Origin of the sequence: Aldersonia sp. NBC_00410, from assembly GCF_026342035.1 — a bacterium.
In the GTDB taxonomy this organism is placed as follows: domain Bacteria; phylum Actinomycetota; class Actinomycetes; order Mycobacteriales; family Mycobacteriaceae; genus Aldersonia.
The window spans coordinates 1-15,592 of sequence record NZ_JAPENM010000004.1 but is presented as its reverse complement, the minus strand read 5'-3'; the positions used below and the strand labels follow the sequence as shown (position 1 = coordinate 15,592).

At 63.3% G+C, this 15,592-nt stretch carries 10 protein-coding genes and 3 rRNA genes; 9 read left to right on the top strand and 4 right to left on the bottom strand.

Features of this window, described 5'->3' with window-relative positions; all coding sequences use genetic code 11:
• Window positions 1-50 precede the first annotated feature (50 nt).
• Window positions 51-416 (top strand): F0F1 ATP synthase subunit epsilon, encoded by a 366-nt coding sequence (locus OG921_RS10230; protein WP_266112315.1) that lies wholly within the window; start codon window positions 51-53, stop codon window positions 414-416.
• Window positions 417-461: 45 nt separating this feature from the next.
• Window positions 462-884 carry a DUF2550 domain-containing protein gene (locus tag OG921_RS10225; RefSeq protein ID WP_266112779.1) on the top strand — a complete coding sequence of 141 codons (423 nt, stop codon included), beginning with the start codon at window positions 462-464 and terminating at the stop codon, window positions 882-884.
• A gap of 57 nt (window positions 885-941) precedes the next feature.
• Here OG921_RS10225 and OG921_RS10220 read toward each other — a convergent pair whose 3' ends face one another.
• Window positions 942-1,535, bottom strand: coding sequence for a cob(I)yrinic acid a,c-diamide adenosyltransferase (locus tag OG921_RS10220; protein WP_266112314.1), 594 nt, complete (start codon window positions 1,533-1,535; stop codon window positions 942-944).
• 93 nt (window positions 1,536-1,628) lie between these two features.
• On the opposite strand from OG921_RS10220, the gene murA reads away from it, so the two are divergent.
• Window positions 1,629-2,882: a UDP-N-acetylglucosamine 1-carboxyvinyltransferase gene (murA, locus tag OG921_RS10215; RefSeq protein ID WP_266112313.1), complete on the top strand. Its 1,254-nt coding sequence runs from the start codon at window positions 1,629-1,631 to the stop codon at window positions 2,880-2,882.
• A 114-nt stretch (window positions 2,883-2,996) separates the two neighbouring features.
• A complete protein-coding gene (locus OG921_RS10210; protein ID WP_266112312.1) occupies window positions 2,997-3,419 on the top strand; it encodes a hypothetical protein in 423 nt (140 codons plus the stop codon).
• 42 nt (window positions 3,420-3,461) lie between these two features.
• Here the strand turns inward: OG921_RS10210 and OG921_RS10205 are convergent, their stop codons facing one another.
• The 3 genes from OG921_RS10205 to OG921_RS10195 all read right to left on the bottom strand — a co-directional run bounded on the left by OG921_RS10205 (window position 3,462) and on the right by OG921_RS10195 (window position 6,994).
• Entirely contained in the window at window positions 3,462-3,695 is a 234-nt protein-coding gene (locus OG921_RS10205) for a hypothetical protein (RefSeq protein ID WP_266112311.1), read from the bottom strand.
• Window positions 3,696-3,813: 118 nt separating this feature from the next.
• A complete protein-coding gene (locus OG921_RS10200) occupies window positions 3,814-6,447 on the bottom strand; it encodes a LuxR C-terminal-related transcriptional regulator (protein ID WP_266112310.1) in 2,634 nt (877 codons plus the stop codon).
• A 145-nt stretch (window positions 6,448-6,592) separates the two neighbouring features.
• Window positions 6,593-6,994 (bottom strand): hypothetical protein, encoded by a 402-nt coding sequence (locus OG921_RS10195; protein WP_266112309.1) that lies wholly within the window; start codon window positions 6,992-6,994, stop codon window positions 6,593-6,595.
• A gap of 310 nt (window positions 6,995-7,304) precedes the next feature.
• Here OG921_RS10195 and OG921_RS10190 point away from each other — a divergent pair, with 310 nt between their 5' ends.
• The 5 genes from OG921_RS10190 (at window position 7,305) to rrf (ending at window position 15,588) form a co-directional block, all read left to right on the top strand.
• Window positions 7,305-8,528: a CoA transferase gene (locus tag OG921_RS10190; protein ID WP_266112308.1), complete on the top strand. Its 1,224-nt coding sequence runs from the start codon at window positions 7,305-7,307 to the stop codon at window positions 8,526-8,528.
• 3 nt (window positions 8,529-8,531) lie between these two features.
• Window positions 8,532-9,710 (top strand): acyl-CoA dehydrogenase family protein, encoded by a 1,179-nt coding sequence (locus OG921_RS10185; protein ID WP_266112307.1) that lies wholly within the window; start codon window positions 8,532-8,534, stop codon window positions 9,708-9,710.
• A gap of 653 nt (window positions 9,711-10,363) precedes the next feature.
• A 16S ribosomal RNA gene (locus OG921_RS10180) occupies window positions 10,364-11,880 on the top strand.
• A 330-nt stretch (window positions 11,881-12,210) separates the two neighbouring features.
• Window positions 12,211-15,342 (top strand): 23S ribosomal RNA (locus tag OG921_RS10175).
• 129 nt (window positions 15,343-15,471) lie between these two features.
• Window positions 15,472-15,588: ribosomal RNA gene (gene rrf / locus OG921_RS10170) — 5S ribosomal RNA — on the top strand.
• The 16S, 23S and 5S rRNA genes sit together here, the layout of an rRNA operon.
• Window positions 15,589-15,592: the final 4 nt, after the last annotated feature.

Here is a 15,592-nt window from a genome sequence, read left to right as displayed (position 1 = left end):
CCGGAGCCTGCGCAGCGCCGATCGACGCCCAGCCCCGAAAGGACTTGTGAATGGCTGAGATGAAGGTCGACCTGGTCGCGGTCGAGCGCAAGATCTGGTCGGGCGAGGCGACGTTCGTGTTCGCCCGTACGGTCGAGGGTGAGATCGGCATTCTGCCGCATCACATCCCGCTGATGGCCGAGCTGGTTGCGGATGCGTCGGTGCGGATCGACACGACCGACGGCGAGCAGTTGATCTACGCGGTCGACGGCGGCTTTCTGTCGGTCACCAAGGAAGGCGTGACCATCCTCGCGGAGGATGCGCAGGCTGCCGACGAGATCGACGTGGACCGGGCGACACGTGACGCCGAGTCCGACGACGAGAAGGTCAGTGCCAGGGGCCGCGCGCGGCTGCGCGCCGTAGGCCGCACGGTTTAGCGCCGGTACAGCACGCAAGGAGATAGGCGAGCAGTGCGGGTCGGAATGGTGCTCCTCATCATTCTGGTCGTGCTGCTCGCCTATTTTGCTGGAGCCTCCCTCTACCGCCTGGTGATGCTGCGGCGGGGCGGGACCGCGGCGCTCGTTCGCACATTGCCGAATGGGGCGGGGCATGGCTGGCGTCATGGCCTGATCCGCTACGGCGAAGGTGCCCTGGTGTTCTTCAAGCTGTCCAGCTTGCGGCTCGGTCCGGATAGCAGGCTCCATCGGTCCAGCATCGTGGTGGTGGAACGCCGCTCACCCGAGGGATCCGAGCACGATCTGATGACCGACGAGGTCGCGATCATCGAAGTGCGCGACGCCGATGGCAGCTACGAAATCGGTCTCGACCGCGGTGCGCTCACCGCGTTCCTGTCGTGGGTGGAATCCCGGCCGTCGGGCCGATCCCTCCGCGGGCGCCGCCGCTGAGCGGCATATCCGGCACCGCCGCTGAGCGGCACATCCGGCACCGCCGCTGAGCGGCAATCAATCGGCGCTTTTCTCTGCATTTCCGCCGGCACCCGGCAGCCACTTCACGTCGCCCTCGGGATTGGCGTAGCGGCTCAGGATGAACAGCAGATCCGACAGTCGGTTGAGGTATTTCGCCGGCAATGCATTTGTGGTCTCCGGACTGGCATCGATGGCAGCCCATGCCGCGCGCTCGGCTCGTCGCGAGATCGTGCGCGCGGAGTGCAACAGCGCGGCCAGTGGTGTGCCGCCGGGCAGAATGAACGAGTCCAGTTTCGGCAGGTCCGCGTTGAATTCGTCGCACCAAAGCTCGAGCCGGTCCACGTACTCCTGCTGGACCCGAAGGGGCGGATACTCCGGATTCTCGACAACCGGGGTGGACAGGTCGGCACCCGCGTCGAACAGATCGTTCTGTATCTGTCGCAGCACTTCGCGTACCGCAGGCTCGGGATTGCCCAGGGCGATCGCGGTACCGAGTGCGGCGTTCGTCTCGTCGCAGTCGGCGTAGGCGACGAGGCGAGGATCGTTCTTCGATACCCGGCTGAAGTCGCTGAGACCGGTGGTTCCGTCGTCTCCGGTGCGGGTGTAGATGCGGGTGAGATGCACGGCCATGCCGCAACCGTACCGCCGCGGGGCCGTCGCGCTGGGTGCGCCGATGTGCCGTCATTTCGCCCCACCGAACCCGGCTGACTACGCTGTGCCATTGTGAGTGAACGGTTCTTGGTGACGGGCGGGGTGCCGCTGTCCGGCGCAGTCCATGTCGGCGGCGCCAAGAACAGCGTGCTCAAGTTGATGGCGGCCGCGTTACTGGCCGAGGGGACGAGCATCATCACGAACTGCCCGGACATCCTGGACGTGCCGCTGATGGCCGAGGTGCTGCGTGGCCTCGGCTGCGAGGTTGTCCTCGACGGCGACACCGTCGCAATCACGACGCCGGCCGAGCCGAAGTATCACGCCGATTTCGCCGCGGTTCGCCAGTTCCGCGCATCGGTCTGTGTGCTCGGTCCGCTGGTGGCCCGGTGCCGTCGCGCGGTTGTCGCGCTGCCCGGCGGTGACGCGATCGGTTCGCGTCCATTGGACATGCACCAGTCCGGCCTGCGCCTGCTCGGCGCCCACAGCGAAATCGAGCACGGCTGCGTCGTCGCTCGTGCCGATGAGTTGCAGGGTGCGCGAATCCGGCTGGACTTCCCGTCGGTGGGCGCCACCGAGAACATCCTCATGGCCGCCGTCCTCGCCGAGGGCGAGACGGTGATCGACAATGCCGCGCGCGAACCGGAGATCGTCGACCTCTGCCACATGCTGATCCAGATGGGTGCCGAGTTGAGTGGCGTGGGCACCTCTACGCTCACCATCCAGGGTGCGGAGAAGCTCGTGCCGACCGAGCATCGTGTGATCGGCGATCGAATCGTCGCGGCCACGTGGGCGATCGCGGCGGTGATGACGATTGGCGACGTTCGGGTCACGGGGGTGAACCCGAAGCATCTGTCGCTCGTGCTGGACAAACTGGCTACGACGGGCGCCGAGATCGATCGCGAGCCGGATGGTTTTCGGGTGAAGCAGCGGCATCGGCCGAAGGCGGTGAACTTCTCGACGCTGCCTTATCCTGGGTTCCCCACGGACCTGCAGCCAATGGCGATCGGACTCGCGGCAATCGCGGACGGCACGTCGATGATCACCGAGAACGTTTTCGAAGCACGCTTCCGGTTCGTCGAGGAAATGATCCGCCTCGGCTCGGACGCCCGGACCGACGGCCACCATGCAGTCGTCCGGGGGGTGCCGCGGCTGTCGAGTGCGCCGGTGTGGTCCTCCGACATCCGCGCCGGCGCCGGGCTCGTCCTCGCCGCACTGGTCGCCGACGGGGTCACCGAGGTGCATGACGTCTATCACATCGACCGGGGCTATCCGCATTTCATCGAGGATCTGCAGGGCCTCGGCGCTGATATCCGCCGGGTGGCCTGAGGAATTCGGCGGCGCACAAAGATCACCCGCCAGGGATGAGGACCGGCCGACCGGGCCCACCGCATCATCGAAGCTGTCGGCGTTTCGAACAGTGAACGGTGCAGGAGGATATCCATGACAACCGGACAACCGGCTCCAGACTCCACCAAGCAGGGCTCCACGAAACAGGCCTGGGCGGGCGGCACTTCCCTTGTCGCCGGGGTCCTCCTGCTCGTGGTGGGCCTTGTGTCGGTGCTGCAGGGTATCTCGGCTGTCGCCTCCGACGAGATCTTCGTCAAGGGCATCGACTACATCTACAAGTTCGACACGACGGCATGGGGTTGGATCCACATCGTCGTCGGCATCCTGGTGATCGCTGCCGCGCTCGGATTGTTCACCGGTGCGGCATGGGCACGGATCGCGGCAGTGGTCATCGCGTCGCTGTCGATCGTGGCGAACTTCCTCTGGATCCCGTGGTATCCGCTGTGGGCAATCCTGATCATTGCCCTCGATATCGTGGTGATCTGGGCCGTGACCACCTGGAATCCCGACCTCTGAATTTCGGTAGCCGCGCAATCGGGCTGCCCGACCGACCACTGGTCAGTCGGGCAGCCTGCGCATTTCCAGCACGGTGAGTCCGAGGGTGTCGAACCGTGCGAGCAGGCCGCGGAGTTCGGTCGGATCGGCGACGGGACCGAAGAGGACCGTGTTCGATCCATGGGCGGTGGCGGTGCGGAATTCGGGGAACGCGGCGAGCACCCGCTCGGAGGCAGCTTCGGCGAGTACGAATTCGTACCGAACTCCTGGCGGCCACGTAGCGGCGGAATCGGACACGAGACTCCTCGGGGTGGCTTCGCTTTCGGCCTTCAAACCAGGATGTCACCGCGCCGGCACGTCCACATCACCCGGAGTTGGTGAATCGTTCTGCCGGAGTTCGGGACTGCGGTAGGACTCAGAGCAAACCGAGCGACTGCGCGCGAGCGACCGCGGCCCGTCGGGACGTCACATCGAGCTTGCGGTAGATGCCGCGCAGATGGGTCTTTACCGTATTGACCGACAGGCACATGTCGGCGGCGATCTGATCCGCGGTGCGCCACGACGGCAGCTCCCGAAGCAGTTCGAGTTCTCGGACGGTCAGCGCGATGGGTTCGTTGGCGCGATCGCCGGTCGGTAGCGCCGAGCGAACCTGCGCAGCAAACTCTTCGACGCGTCCGAACCGTCCCGTGCCCGCGATCAGCAATGCGCGGACCGGGCCGCTCGCGTCGACAAACGGGCGGACCACCTGCTCGGCCGCGGCGTGACGCAGTGCCTCGGTGAGTGCCCAGTGGGCCCTTGGTGTGTGGTTGCGTTGCGCCGCGTTGATTGCCTCGGTCACGACCGCAGATACCAGGGTCGCCGACGACGCGCAGATGACGGTGCCTGCGATGATCGGGGAGAGCGTATCGCGAACCCGGGAGGGCCGGTTTGCGGACAGGTCGACGATTGCGCGAACGGTCTCCGGCTCGCCACTTCGAGTCGCGGATTCTGTTGTCCACCTGAGTAATTCGGTCAGTGGGCCGGTCTCACCGGCCCGCAGCAGGGCATGCACCACCGGTATCGTGGCCAGTTCGAGGAATCCCGGTGCTGGGTGGGCGGCGATCGTCGCCCAGAACGATTCGTACACGGCCCGCGCCGTGGCGCGGTCCGCCGGCGCGTCATCGACACGGCACAGTCGCGCGAGCAGGGCCGCTTCGCGCGCGAGCCCTGGGTTGTGAGTGCGTAGCCGGTCCGCCGTCAACTGGGCGTGGCCGGCCGCCGCTTCGGTGTCCGCGGCGCGGAGGAAATCGCACCACGCCAGCGTCAACCACGCGGTATGGACGCCGTCGCCGTCCGGACTGTGTTCGTGGCGAGCGATTTCCAGTATCTCGTTGGCGGTCGCTTCGGCCGTGGTCAAACTCCCCGAACCGAGCTGCAGGCGCGCGCGGGCCGCGAGCGTGGACTGCACGATTCGTGTTCCGGAGGCGATGCGAGCGTGTTGCACCGCACTCTCGAGCAATTCGGCTGCGGCGTCGAGCCGGCCGCGCGCGTGCTCGGCCAGGCCGGCCTGCAACAGCGCGAACGCATCGAGTTCCGCGTCGCCCGAGCCCGCCGCCGCGGCTGCAGTATCCGCGGCATCGGGCACCGCATCGCCGTCGAACGTGGTGCACTGCAGCATGAGTGCCGCGCGCAGAGTGGCCAGCCGCCGTGTTTGCGTCCGCGTGGTATCGAATTCCAGCGCCGCCGCACCGCGGTCGTACTCGGCCAGGATGGACCGCGCGACGCTGGCCGACCCCTCTGCCAGCGCTGCGGCGGCACAGATCAGCTGGACGAGTGGCTGCTCTCTGGTATTGCGGCTCGCCCGTGCGATGAAACGGGAGACCGCAGTTCCATGGCCGTCGAGGACCAACGACAGTCCCGACTGTTCGAGCACCGTGAGCACATCGTCGGTAGAAGCCGCTTTCAGTGCATGTTCGAGGGCGAGCAGCGCGTCGCCGAATTGCGCGTACCACCCCGCCGCGACGTGCTCGAGCTGCTCGACTGCGGAGCGGCCGATCCGACCGACCTCGGCGCGCAGATAATCGCGCAGCAGCGGATGGTACCGATAGGCGGGCGGTGCCTCGGCCGTGCGCGTGATCAGGCAGTTTCGGCGTTCCAACTCGCCGAGGATGCGGCGTGCCTCGGAGTTGCCGGTCAACTGCTCGGCCAGATCGGCGGTGAATTCCTCGGCGATGGACGTGCGCAGCAAGAATTCTCGAACGTGTTCGGGTTGGCCGGTGAGCACCTCGTCGATGAGGTAATCGGCGACCGCGCGGTGGTCACCGGAGAAGTCGGCGAGCAGGCGGGCCGGGTCGGGATGGCTGGCCAGCGACATTCCCGCCAGTCTTACCCCCGCCGCCCAGCCTTCGGTCCGCGCCATCAGCTTGTCCAGGTCGCGCTCCGACAGCCGCACTTGGTGCTCGGCGAGCATCGCTGCCGTTTCGCCGGCCGTGAAAGCGAGGTCGTGGTATCCGATCTCGAGGATTCGTTGCTCCATGCGCATGCGCTGCAAGGCAAGTGGTGGTTCGTAGCGGCCGGCGAGGACGATCCGCAGTTGCGGATGGTCCCAACGCAGGTATTGCTCGAGGGTGGTCAACGCGCCGGGATCGTGCAGCACATGGGTGTCGTCCAGGACGAGCCAGATCGGCGTGTCGATTGCCTGTAGACCTGCCGCGAGATTCTCGAGTGCCGCCGAGTGGTGAGAGTCGCCCGCCGTGCCGAATCCGATCGCCTCGGACACGGCGGCGTGCACCTCCGCGCGAATGGCGGCCGCGCTGTTGTGCCGCTCGGTCAGCGTCGCCCACGCGAGGGACGGTCCACGCGGTGCCGTATGCGCGAGCCGATCGGCCCAGTCGACGAGCAGTGTCGTCTTGCCCGACCCGGCGGGGGCGCAGATCGAGACAACCGGAACCTGTCCCGTGAGCGCGCCGGTGAGTGCGTGGTGCAGTCGGGCACGGTGCACTATCGACTCGGGATTGCGGACAGGGCGTCGTGCGCGCGAGGACAGTCGTTCGGTGTTGCTGGACAGCACGCGTGCCCCTTCGCCGGTGGCGCCAAAACGACCCGCACGTGCGCCGCTGGGTGGGCGGGCCGAGACGTGTTACGGCAGGGAGCCTATCGAACCGTGGGCCCGATGCGTGGTATTCACCTCACCGTGCGTGAAACGGCGCGCCGGTTCAGAGCTGCGGTCGGCGTTCGGTGCGTTCGTCCGGCCATCCCGCGGTCAGGCCCCAGACCACGCCGATGTCGATCGCGATCAGCAGCAACGACAACCACGGTTGAGTGCCGAGCCAGGTCAGTTGCCCGACCGCGTTCAGCAGGGCCACGGTGACGCCGAATACGCGCGCCCAGGTAGCGGCGGCCAGCAGCGCACCGCCGGCGACCACCAGGATGACTCCCCAGAACAGCAATACCCAGCCCCAGCGATCGAAGTCGAGGAGCACGAGATGCTCCTCGCCGACGAACAGCCGTTCCGGCGCGGTGAGCGCCACGATGCCCTGAATGCCGTTGAATACGCCGACCAGAATCAGCATGAGTCCCGCGAAGAGACCCCAGCCGCCCGGATACTTCTCGTCCATCGTGAACTCCTCGGTGATCAGAAGATGAGCGCGACCAGGATGGGCGCGGCAACCAACACGACGGCAATCAGCACGATGACGGCCACGACTCGGATTCCGGTCTCGTTTCGCCTGTGCGGTGAGGTGGACATTTCAGCAGGCTAAGCCTCGGGCCGTCGGAAAGTCGTCACCTTGATCGGATGAGCTCGGCGTGGCGGGATTACCCGGCCGCGCTCGGGAACCCGGTAGACGATGCCGTCGGACACCAGCTCCTGAAACTGATAGGAACAGGGCACCATATTTTGCCGTACAAAGTTCGCAGGAGCTTGCCGTGACACCACCCGATTCCCGTCCGCTCGCAGGGCTGCGCATCGTCGAGCTATCGAGCTTCGTGGCGGCACCGCTGTGCGGGCTCACCCTCTCCCAACTCGGTGCGGACGTGATTCGCGTCGACCCGCTCGGTGGTGCCGCCGACTACCGGCGGTGGCCGGTGACGGCCGACGGCGAGAGCATCTACTGGACCGGACTCAATCGGGGAAAGCGTTCGCTGGCCTGCGATCTGCGTTCTCCCGACGCGCAGCGCCTGCTGCAGCGGCTGATCACCGCTCCCGGACCCGCAGGCGGGATCCTGGTTACCAATGCGGCCGGGCGCGACTGGCTCGGCCACGAAACGCTCGCTCGGCTGCGGCGCGACGTCATCACGTTGGAGGTACTCGGGCGCCACGACGGGGGCACCGCGGTGGACTACACCGTCAATGCGGGCCTCGGGTTTCCCTACCTCACCGGCCCGGTCGACCATTCCGGTGCGGTCAATCACGTCCTGCCCGCGTGGGATCTCGCCTGTGGCCTGTACGCGGCGCTGAGTGTGACGGCGGCCGTGCGGAATCGCGAACGCACAGGAGAGGGGGCGCACATCACGCTCCCGCTGGAGGACGTCGCTCTCGCCACCGCGGGTGCCCTCGGATATCTCACCGAGGTGCAGATCAACGGCAGCGGACGCGAGGCATCGGGCAACGCCGTCTACGGCACGTACGGAATCGACTTCGTCACCCGCGACGGCGCGCGGTTCATGATCGTCGCACTCACCAACCGGCATTTTCGCGATCTCGTCGAGCTGACCGGGACCGGCGAGACAGTGGTCGCGTTGGCCGCCGCGCTCGGTGCGGACTTCGGGCTCGAAGAGCACCGCTACCGCCACCGGGAAGTGCTCACGGCACTCTTCGCGTCGTGGTTCCGCGAGCGCGGCGGGGACGAGGTCGCGGCGGCGCTGGCAAAGACAACGATCCTGCACGAGCGATATGCGACGTTCAGCGAAGTTGTGGCCGGCGGTGCGCTCGAACGCAATCCACTGTTCGCGAACCTGGAGCAGCCCCGGATCGGCAGCTACCTCGCCGCTGCGTTGCCCGCAATGTTCGGCGGGCGGCACTTCGATGCCACTCCCGCCCCTGCGCTCGGCGCGGACACCGAAGCGCTGCTGACCGACCTACTCGACCTCCCGGCCGCCGAGGTCGCGGATCTGATCTCCGGCGGAGTCGTCGCCGGACCGAAGGAGTAAGCCGTGCAACCGAATTCCGCACCCGAGGTCGGCGACGAAGATTTCGCCGACATTCTCGCCCAGACGCGCGAATTCATCCGCAAACAGGTGGTCCCGCGGGAGGGTGAGATCGCCGAAACGGATCGCATTCCCGACGATCTGCGCCGGGCCGCCGCGGATATGGGCCTGTTCGGCTACGCGATTCCACAGCGGTGGGGAGGCCTCGGCCTCGATCTGACCCAGGACGTCGAATTGGCCATGGAGTTCGGATACACCTCGCTGGCGCTGCGGTCGATGTTCGGCACCAATAACGGAATCGCCGGACAGGTACTGGTGAATTTCGGCACCGACGAGCAGAAGTCGCGTTGGCTGGAGCGGATCGCCGCCGGCGATGTGGTCGCCTCGTTCGCGCTCACCGAACCCGAGGCCGGTTCGAATCCGGCCGGCCTGACCACACGTGCCACGCTCGCCGACGGTCGGTGGACGATCACCGGCACGAAGCGCTTCATCACCAATGCGCCGTCGGCGCACTTGTTCGTGGTGTTCGCGCGCACCCGCCCGGCCGACGAAAGTGGAACGGGAATTGCAGTATTTCTCGTCCCGGCCGATGCGCACGGCGTGTCGGTGGGCCCCAAGGACAAGAAGATGGGCCAGGAGGGGGCGTGGACTGCCGAGGTCTCCTTCGACGGCGTTGTCGTCGACGAGGACGCGCTTGTCGGCGGTACCGAGGAGGCCGGGTACCGCGCGGCGATGACGGCCCTGGCGCGCGGGCGCGTGCATATCGGGGCGTTGGCGGTCGGCGCCGCGCAACGGGCGCTCGACGAATCGGTGGCCTACGCCGCCGTCACCACACAGGGCGGAATACCGATCGGGGATTTCCAACTCGTGCAGGCGATGATCGCCGATCAGCAGGTCGGCGTGGCGGCAGGGCGGGCGCTGGTGCGCGACAGTGCGCGCAAATACGTCAGTGGTGAAGACCGACGGATCGCACCGTCGGTGGCCAAGCTGTACTGCACCGAGATGGCCGGCCGGGTCGCCGACCTGGCAGTGCAGGTCCACGGCGGCACTGGGTACATGCGCGGCGTCGCCGTGGAGCGGATCTATCGCGAAGTGCGCTTGCTTCGGCTGTACGAGGGCACCAGCGAGATTCAGCGCCTGATCATCGGCGGGGGACTGGTACGCGCGGCCAAGAAGGCGCAGTAGTGCGAGAACGCGGGTTGGTGCCGGCCCGGACGCGGGTCAACCTGCCAGACCTGGGCTTTCGCAAATGTGGTCGGCGCCACACCGAAAGATTTTGCGCCGCACCCGGATCCGGCGCCCGAAAGCGGGCCGGTGACCTGCGGAAATGAGGGCAGTATCGAGCCGTGACCAGGCGATTTGATTCTGTGGTTGTGGTGCCGTAACTTTTTCCAAGTCAGAGCGACACGGACACCGACCCGGGGCTGAGAGGCTGTGGGTGAACGAGGTTGGACGGTGGCGCCTGGTAGGCTCGAGTGCCGGTCTTGTTGGGATCGGGAAATCTTGGTTCCATTGTTGGCCGTTGCTGGTTTTGACGGTGTGGTGGGGTTGAGGTAGTCTGGAGCGGTTGCCCCGGATCGTCCCTGTTGGTGGGGTGTGATGGTGTGTGCGTGTTCTTTGAGAACTCAATAGTGTGTCGATGAATGTCAGTGCCAAATGATTGTTTTGTTTGGTTCCCGGCCGGTTGCACCCCCGTGTGATGCGGGTCGGGGTTTATATTTGTCAGTTCAAATTTTTGAGCTGGCGTTTTGTTTTGCTGGGTTTTCGGACTCGCGATTGTTTCTCTGATTGCGCCCTGTGTCCTGCTTTCGGGTGGGTAGGGGTGTGGTTGTGAGTCTTCAACGGAGAGTTTGATCCTGGCTCAGGACGAACGCTGGCGGCGTGCTTAACACATGCAAGTCGAGCGGTAAGGCCTTTCGGGGTACACGAGCGGCGAACGGGTGAGTAACACGTGGGTGATCTGCCCTGCACTCTGGGATAAGCCTGGGAAACTGGGTCTAATACCGGATATGACCACTGATCGCATGGTTGGTGGTGGAAAGATTTATCGGTGCAGGATGGGCCCGCGGCCTATCAGCTTGTTGGTGGGGTAATGGCCTACCAAGGCGACGACGGGTAGCCGGCCTGAGAGGGCGACCGGCCACACTGGGACTGAGACACGGCCCAGACTCCTACGGGAGGCAGCAGTGGGGAATATTGCACAATGGGCGCAAGCCTGATGCAGCGACGCCGCGTGAGGGATGACGGCCTTCGGGTTGTAAACCTCTTTCAGTAGGGACGAAGCGCAAGTGACGGTACCTATAGAAGAAGCACCGGCCAACTACGTGCCAGCAGCCGCGGTAATACGTAGGGTGCGAGCGTTGTCCGGAATTACTGGGCGTAAAGAGCTCGTAGGCGGTTTGTCGCGTCGTCCGTGAAAACTTGGGGCTCAACCCCAAGCTTGCGGGCGATACGGGCAGACTTGAGTACTGCAGGGGAGACTGGAATTCCTGGTGTAGCGGTGAAATGCGCAGATATCAGGAGGAACACCGGTGGCGAAGGCGGGTCTCTGGGCAGTAACTGACGCTGAGGAGCGAAAGCGTGGGGAGCGAACAGGATTAGATACCCTGGTAGTCCACGCCGTAAACGGTGGGCGCTAGGTGTGGGTTTCCTTCCACGGGATCCGTGCCGTAGCTAACGCATTAAGCGCCCCGCCTGGGGAGTACGGCCGCAAGGCTAAAACTCAAAGGAATTGACGGGGGCCCGCACAAGCGGCGGAGCATGTGGATTAATTCGATGCAACGCGAAGAACCTTACCTGGGTTTGACATACACCGGAAAGCCGTAGAGATACGGCCCCCCTTGTGGTCGGTGTACAGGTGGTGCATGGCTGTCGTCAGCTCGTGTCGTGAGATGTTGGGTTAAGTCCCGCAACGAGCGCAACCCTTGTCCTGTGTTGCCAGCGGATTATGCCGGGGACTCGCAGGAGACTGCCGGGGTCAACTCGGAGGAAGGTGGGGACGACGTCAAGTCATCATGCCCCTTATGTCCAGGGCTTCACACATGCTACAATGGTCGGTACAGAGGGCTGCGATACCGTGAGGTGGAGCGAATCCCTTAAAGCCGGTCTCAGTTCGGATCGGGGTCTGCAACTCGACCCCGTGAAGTCGGAGTCGCTAGTAATCGCAGATCAGCAACGCTGCGGTGAATACGTTCCCGGGCCTTGTACACACCGCCCGTCACGTCATGAAAGTCGGTAACACCCGAAGCCGGTGGCCTAACCCTTGTGGAGGGAGCCGTCGAAGGTGGGATCGGCGATTGGGACGAAGTCGTAACAAGGTAGCCGTACCGGAAGGTGCGGCTGGATCACCTCCTTTCTAAGGAGCACATCTCCAGTGGCGCTTCACAGAGGTGAAGTTGTCCTGGCAGAGACCGCTGAGTCCCCAATCGTGGGACTGCGGACGCTCATGGGTGGAACGCTGACTGGTTTCATTGCATATGTTCGGGGCTCTTGCCTCGGGCGTGGTGAATATATCGACACACTGTTGGGTCCTGAGGGAACACGTGAGTGTTTGTCTCTAGGGAAACAAAACGACGAGGCTGGACTTCAGTCATACCGCGGCAGGGTTTTTCTGCCGGCTGGTGCTGGTATGGGTTTGGTTTTGTGTGTTGTTTGAGAACTGCACAGTGGACGCGAGCATCTTTGTTAGTAAGTGTGTAAGAGCGTACGGTGGATGCCTTGGCACCAGGAGCCGATGAAGGACGTGGGAGGCTGCGATATGCCTCGGGGAGCTGCCAACCGAGCTGAGATCCGAGGGTGTCCGAATGGGGAAACCCAGCACGAGTGATGTCGTGTTACCCGCGCCTGAATATATAGGGCGTGTGGAGGGAACGTGGGGAAGTGAAACATCTCAGTACCCACAGGAAGAGAAAACAATAGTGATTCCGTGAGTAGTGGCGAGCGAAAGCGGAAGAGGCTAAACCATGCACATGTGAGACCCGGCAGGGGTTGTGTGTGTGGGGTTGTGGGGCGCGTGTGTCCCGGGTCTGCCGGCCTGGGCGACAGTGAGAAATCACCGGTGTTAGTCGAAGTGGTCTGGAACGGCCTGTCGTAGAGGGTGAGAATCCCGTAGACGAAAACATGGTGACTGTCGATGCGTGTCCCCGAGTAGCAGCGGGCCCGTGAAATCTGCTGTGAATCTGTCGGGACCACCCGATAAGCCTGAATACTCCCTGGTGACCGATAGCGGACTAGTACCGTGAGGGAAAGGTGAAAAGTACCCCGGGAGGGGAGTGAAATAGTACCTGAAACCGTGCGCTTACAATCCGTCAGAGCCTGCGAGTGGTTTACCACTGTGGGTGATGGCGTGCCTTTTGAAGAATGAGCCTGCGAGTTAGTGGCATGTGGCGAGGTTAACCCGTGTGGGGTAGCCGTAGCGAAAGCGAGTCCGAATAGGGCGGTTGAGTCGCATGTTCTAGACCCGAAGCGGAGTGATCTACCCATGGCCAGGGTGAAGCGACGGTAAGACGTCGTGGAGGCCCGAACCCACTTAGGTTGAAAACTGAGGGGATGAGTTGTGGGTAGGGGTGAAAGGCCAATCAAACTCCGTGATAGCTGGTTCTCCCCGAAATGCATTTAGGTGCAGCGTCACGTGTTTCACACCGGAGGTAGAGCTACTGGATGGTCTAGGGGGCCCACAAGCTTACCGAAATCAGCCAAACTCCGAATGCCGGTGTGTGAGAGCGTGGCAGTGAGACTGCGGGCGATAAGGTTCGTAGTCGAGAGGGAAACAGCCCAGATCGCCGGCTAAGGCCCCTAAGCGTGTACTAAGTGGAAAAGGATGTGGGGTCGCGAAGACAACCAGGAGGTTGGCTTAGAAGCAGCCACCCTTGAAAGAGTGCGTAATAGCTCACTGGTCAAGTGATCCTGCGCCGACAATGTAGCGGGGCTCAAGTACACCGCCGAAGCCGCGGCACTCACACAACACCCATTTCCCCTTACGAGGGGTTGTGCAGTGGTGTGGGTGGGTAGGGGAGCGTCGTGCACCCAGGGAAGCGCCGGAGTGATCCAGGTGTGGAGGGTGCGCGAGTGAGAATGCAGGCATGAGTAGCGAAAGACGAGTGAGAAACTCGTCCGCCGAATGACCAAGGGTTCCTGGGCCAGGTTAATCCGCCCAGGGTGAGTCGGGACCTAAGGCGAGGCCGACAGGCGTAGTCGATGGACAACGGGTTGATATTCCCGTACCCGTGTATCCGCGCCCATGCTGAATCAGTGGTACTAACCATCCAAATCCGGACGGATTCCCTTCGGGGAACCTGATGGGGCTGCATGGGACCTTCGCTGGTAGTAGGCAAGCGATGGGGTGACGCAGGAAGGTAGCTGGGCCAGTCAGTGGTTGTACTGGTGTAAGCCTGTAGGGCGAGATCTAGGCAAATCCGGATCTCATCAGCCTGAGAGGTGATGCGTAGCCGATTGAGGCGAATTCAGTGATCCTATGCTGCCGAGAAAAGCCTCTAGTGAGTTGATACATGGCCCGTACCCCAAACCGACACAGGTGGTCAGGTAGAGAATACCAAGGCGATCGAGAGAACTGTGGTTAAGGAACTCGGCAAAATGCCCCCGTAACTTCGGGAGAAGGGGGACCACGGCTGGTGACGGAATTTACTTCCCGAGCTGGTCGGGGTCGCAGAGACCAGAGAGAAGCGACTGTTTACTAAAAACACAGGTCCGTGCGAAGTCGTAAGACGATGTATACGGACTGACGCCTGCCCGGTGCCGGAAGGTTAAGAGGACCGGTCAACCCAGCAATGGGTGAAGCTGAGAATTTAAGCCCCGGTAAACGGCGGTGGTAACTATAACCATCCTAAGGTAGCGAAATTCCTTGTCGGGTAAGTTCCGACCTGCACGAATGGCGTAACGACTTCTCTGCTGTCTCAACCACAGACTCGGCGAAATTGCATTACGAGTAAAGATGCTCGTTACGCGCGGCAGGACGAAAAGACCCCGGGACCTTCACTATAGCTTGGTATTGGTGTTCGGTACGGTTTGTGTAGGATAGGTGGGAGACTGTGAAGCGGGTACGCCAGTATTCGTGGAGTCAACGTTGAAATACCACTCTGATCGTATTGGACCTCTAACCTCGGACCATGATCTGGTTCAGGGACAGTGCCTGGTGGGTAGTTTAACTGGGGCGGTTGCCTCCCAAAATGTAACGGAGGCGCCCAAAGGTTCCCTCAGCCTGGTTGGCAATCAGGTGTCGAGTGCAAGTGCACAAGGGAGCTTGACTGTGAGACTGACAGGTCGAGCAGGGACGAAAGTCGGGACTAGTGATCCGGCACCGGCAAGTGGAAGCGGTGTCGCTCAACGGATAAAAGGTACCCCGGGGATAACAGGCTGATCTTCCCCAAGAGTCCATATCGACGGGATGGTTTGGCACCTCGATGTCGGCTCGTCGCATCCTGGGGCTGGAGTAGGTCCCAAGGGTTGGGCTGTTCGCCCATTAAAGCGGCACGCGAGCTGGGTTTAGAACGTCGTGAGACAGTTCGGTCTCTATCCGCCGCGCGCGTCAGAAACTTGAGGAAGGCTGTCCCTAGTACGAGAGGACCGGGACGGACGAACCTCTGGTGTGCCAGTTGTTCCACCAGGAGCACCGCTGGTTAGCTACGTTCGGAAGGGATAACCGCTGAAAGCATCTAAGCGGGAAGCCTGTTCCAAGATGAGGTTTCTCACCCCCTCGAGGGGGTAAGGCCCCCGGCAGACCACCGGGTTGATAGGCCAGAACTGGAAGCCGAGCAATCGGTGCAGGTGACTGGTACTAATCGGCCGAGGACTTACCAACAAAGAAGCTACGCGTCCACTGTGCAGTATCTGAAACAACACACACGTTTCAGAACACGGCAACCCACCACACACCACACAAGTGTGAACGGTCGGAAACCCCGAGTTCCGTGTGACAGTTTCACAGAGTTACGGCGGCCATAGCGACAGGGAAACGCCCGGACCCATCCCGAACCCGGAAGCTAAGCCTGTCAGCGCCGATGGTACTGCACCCGACAGGGTGTGGGAGAGTAGGACACCGCCGGAACATC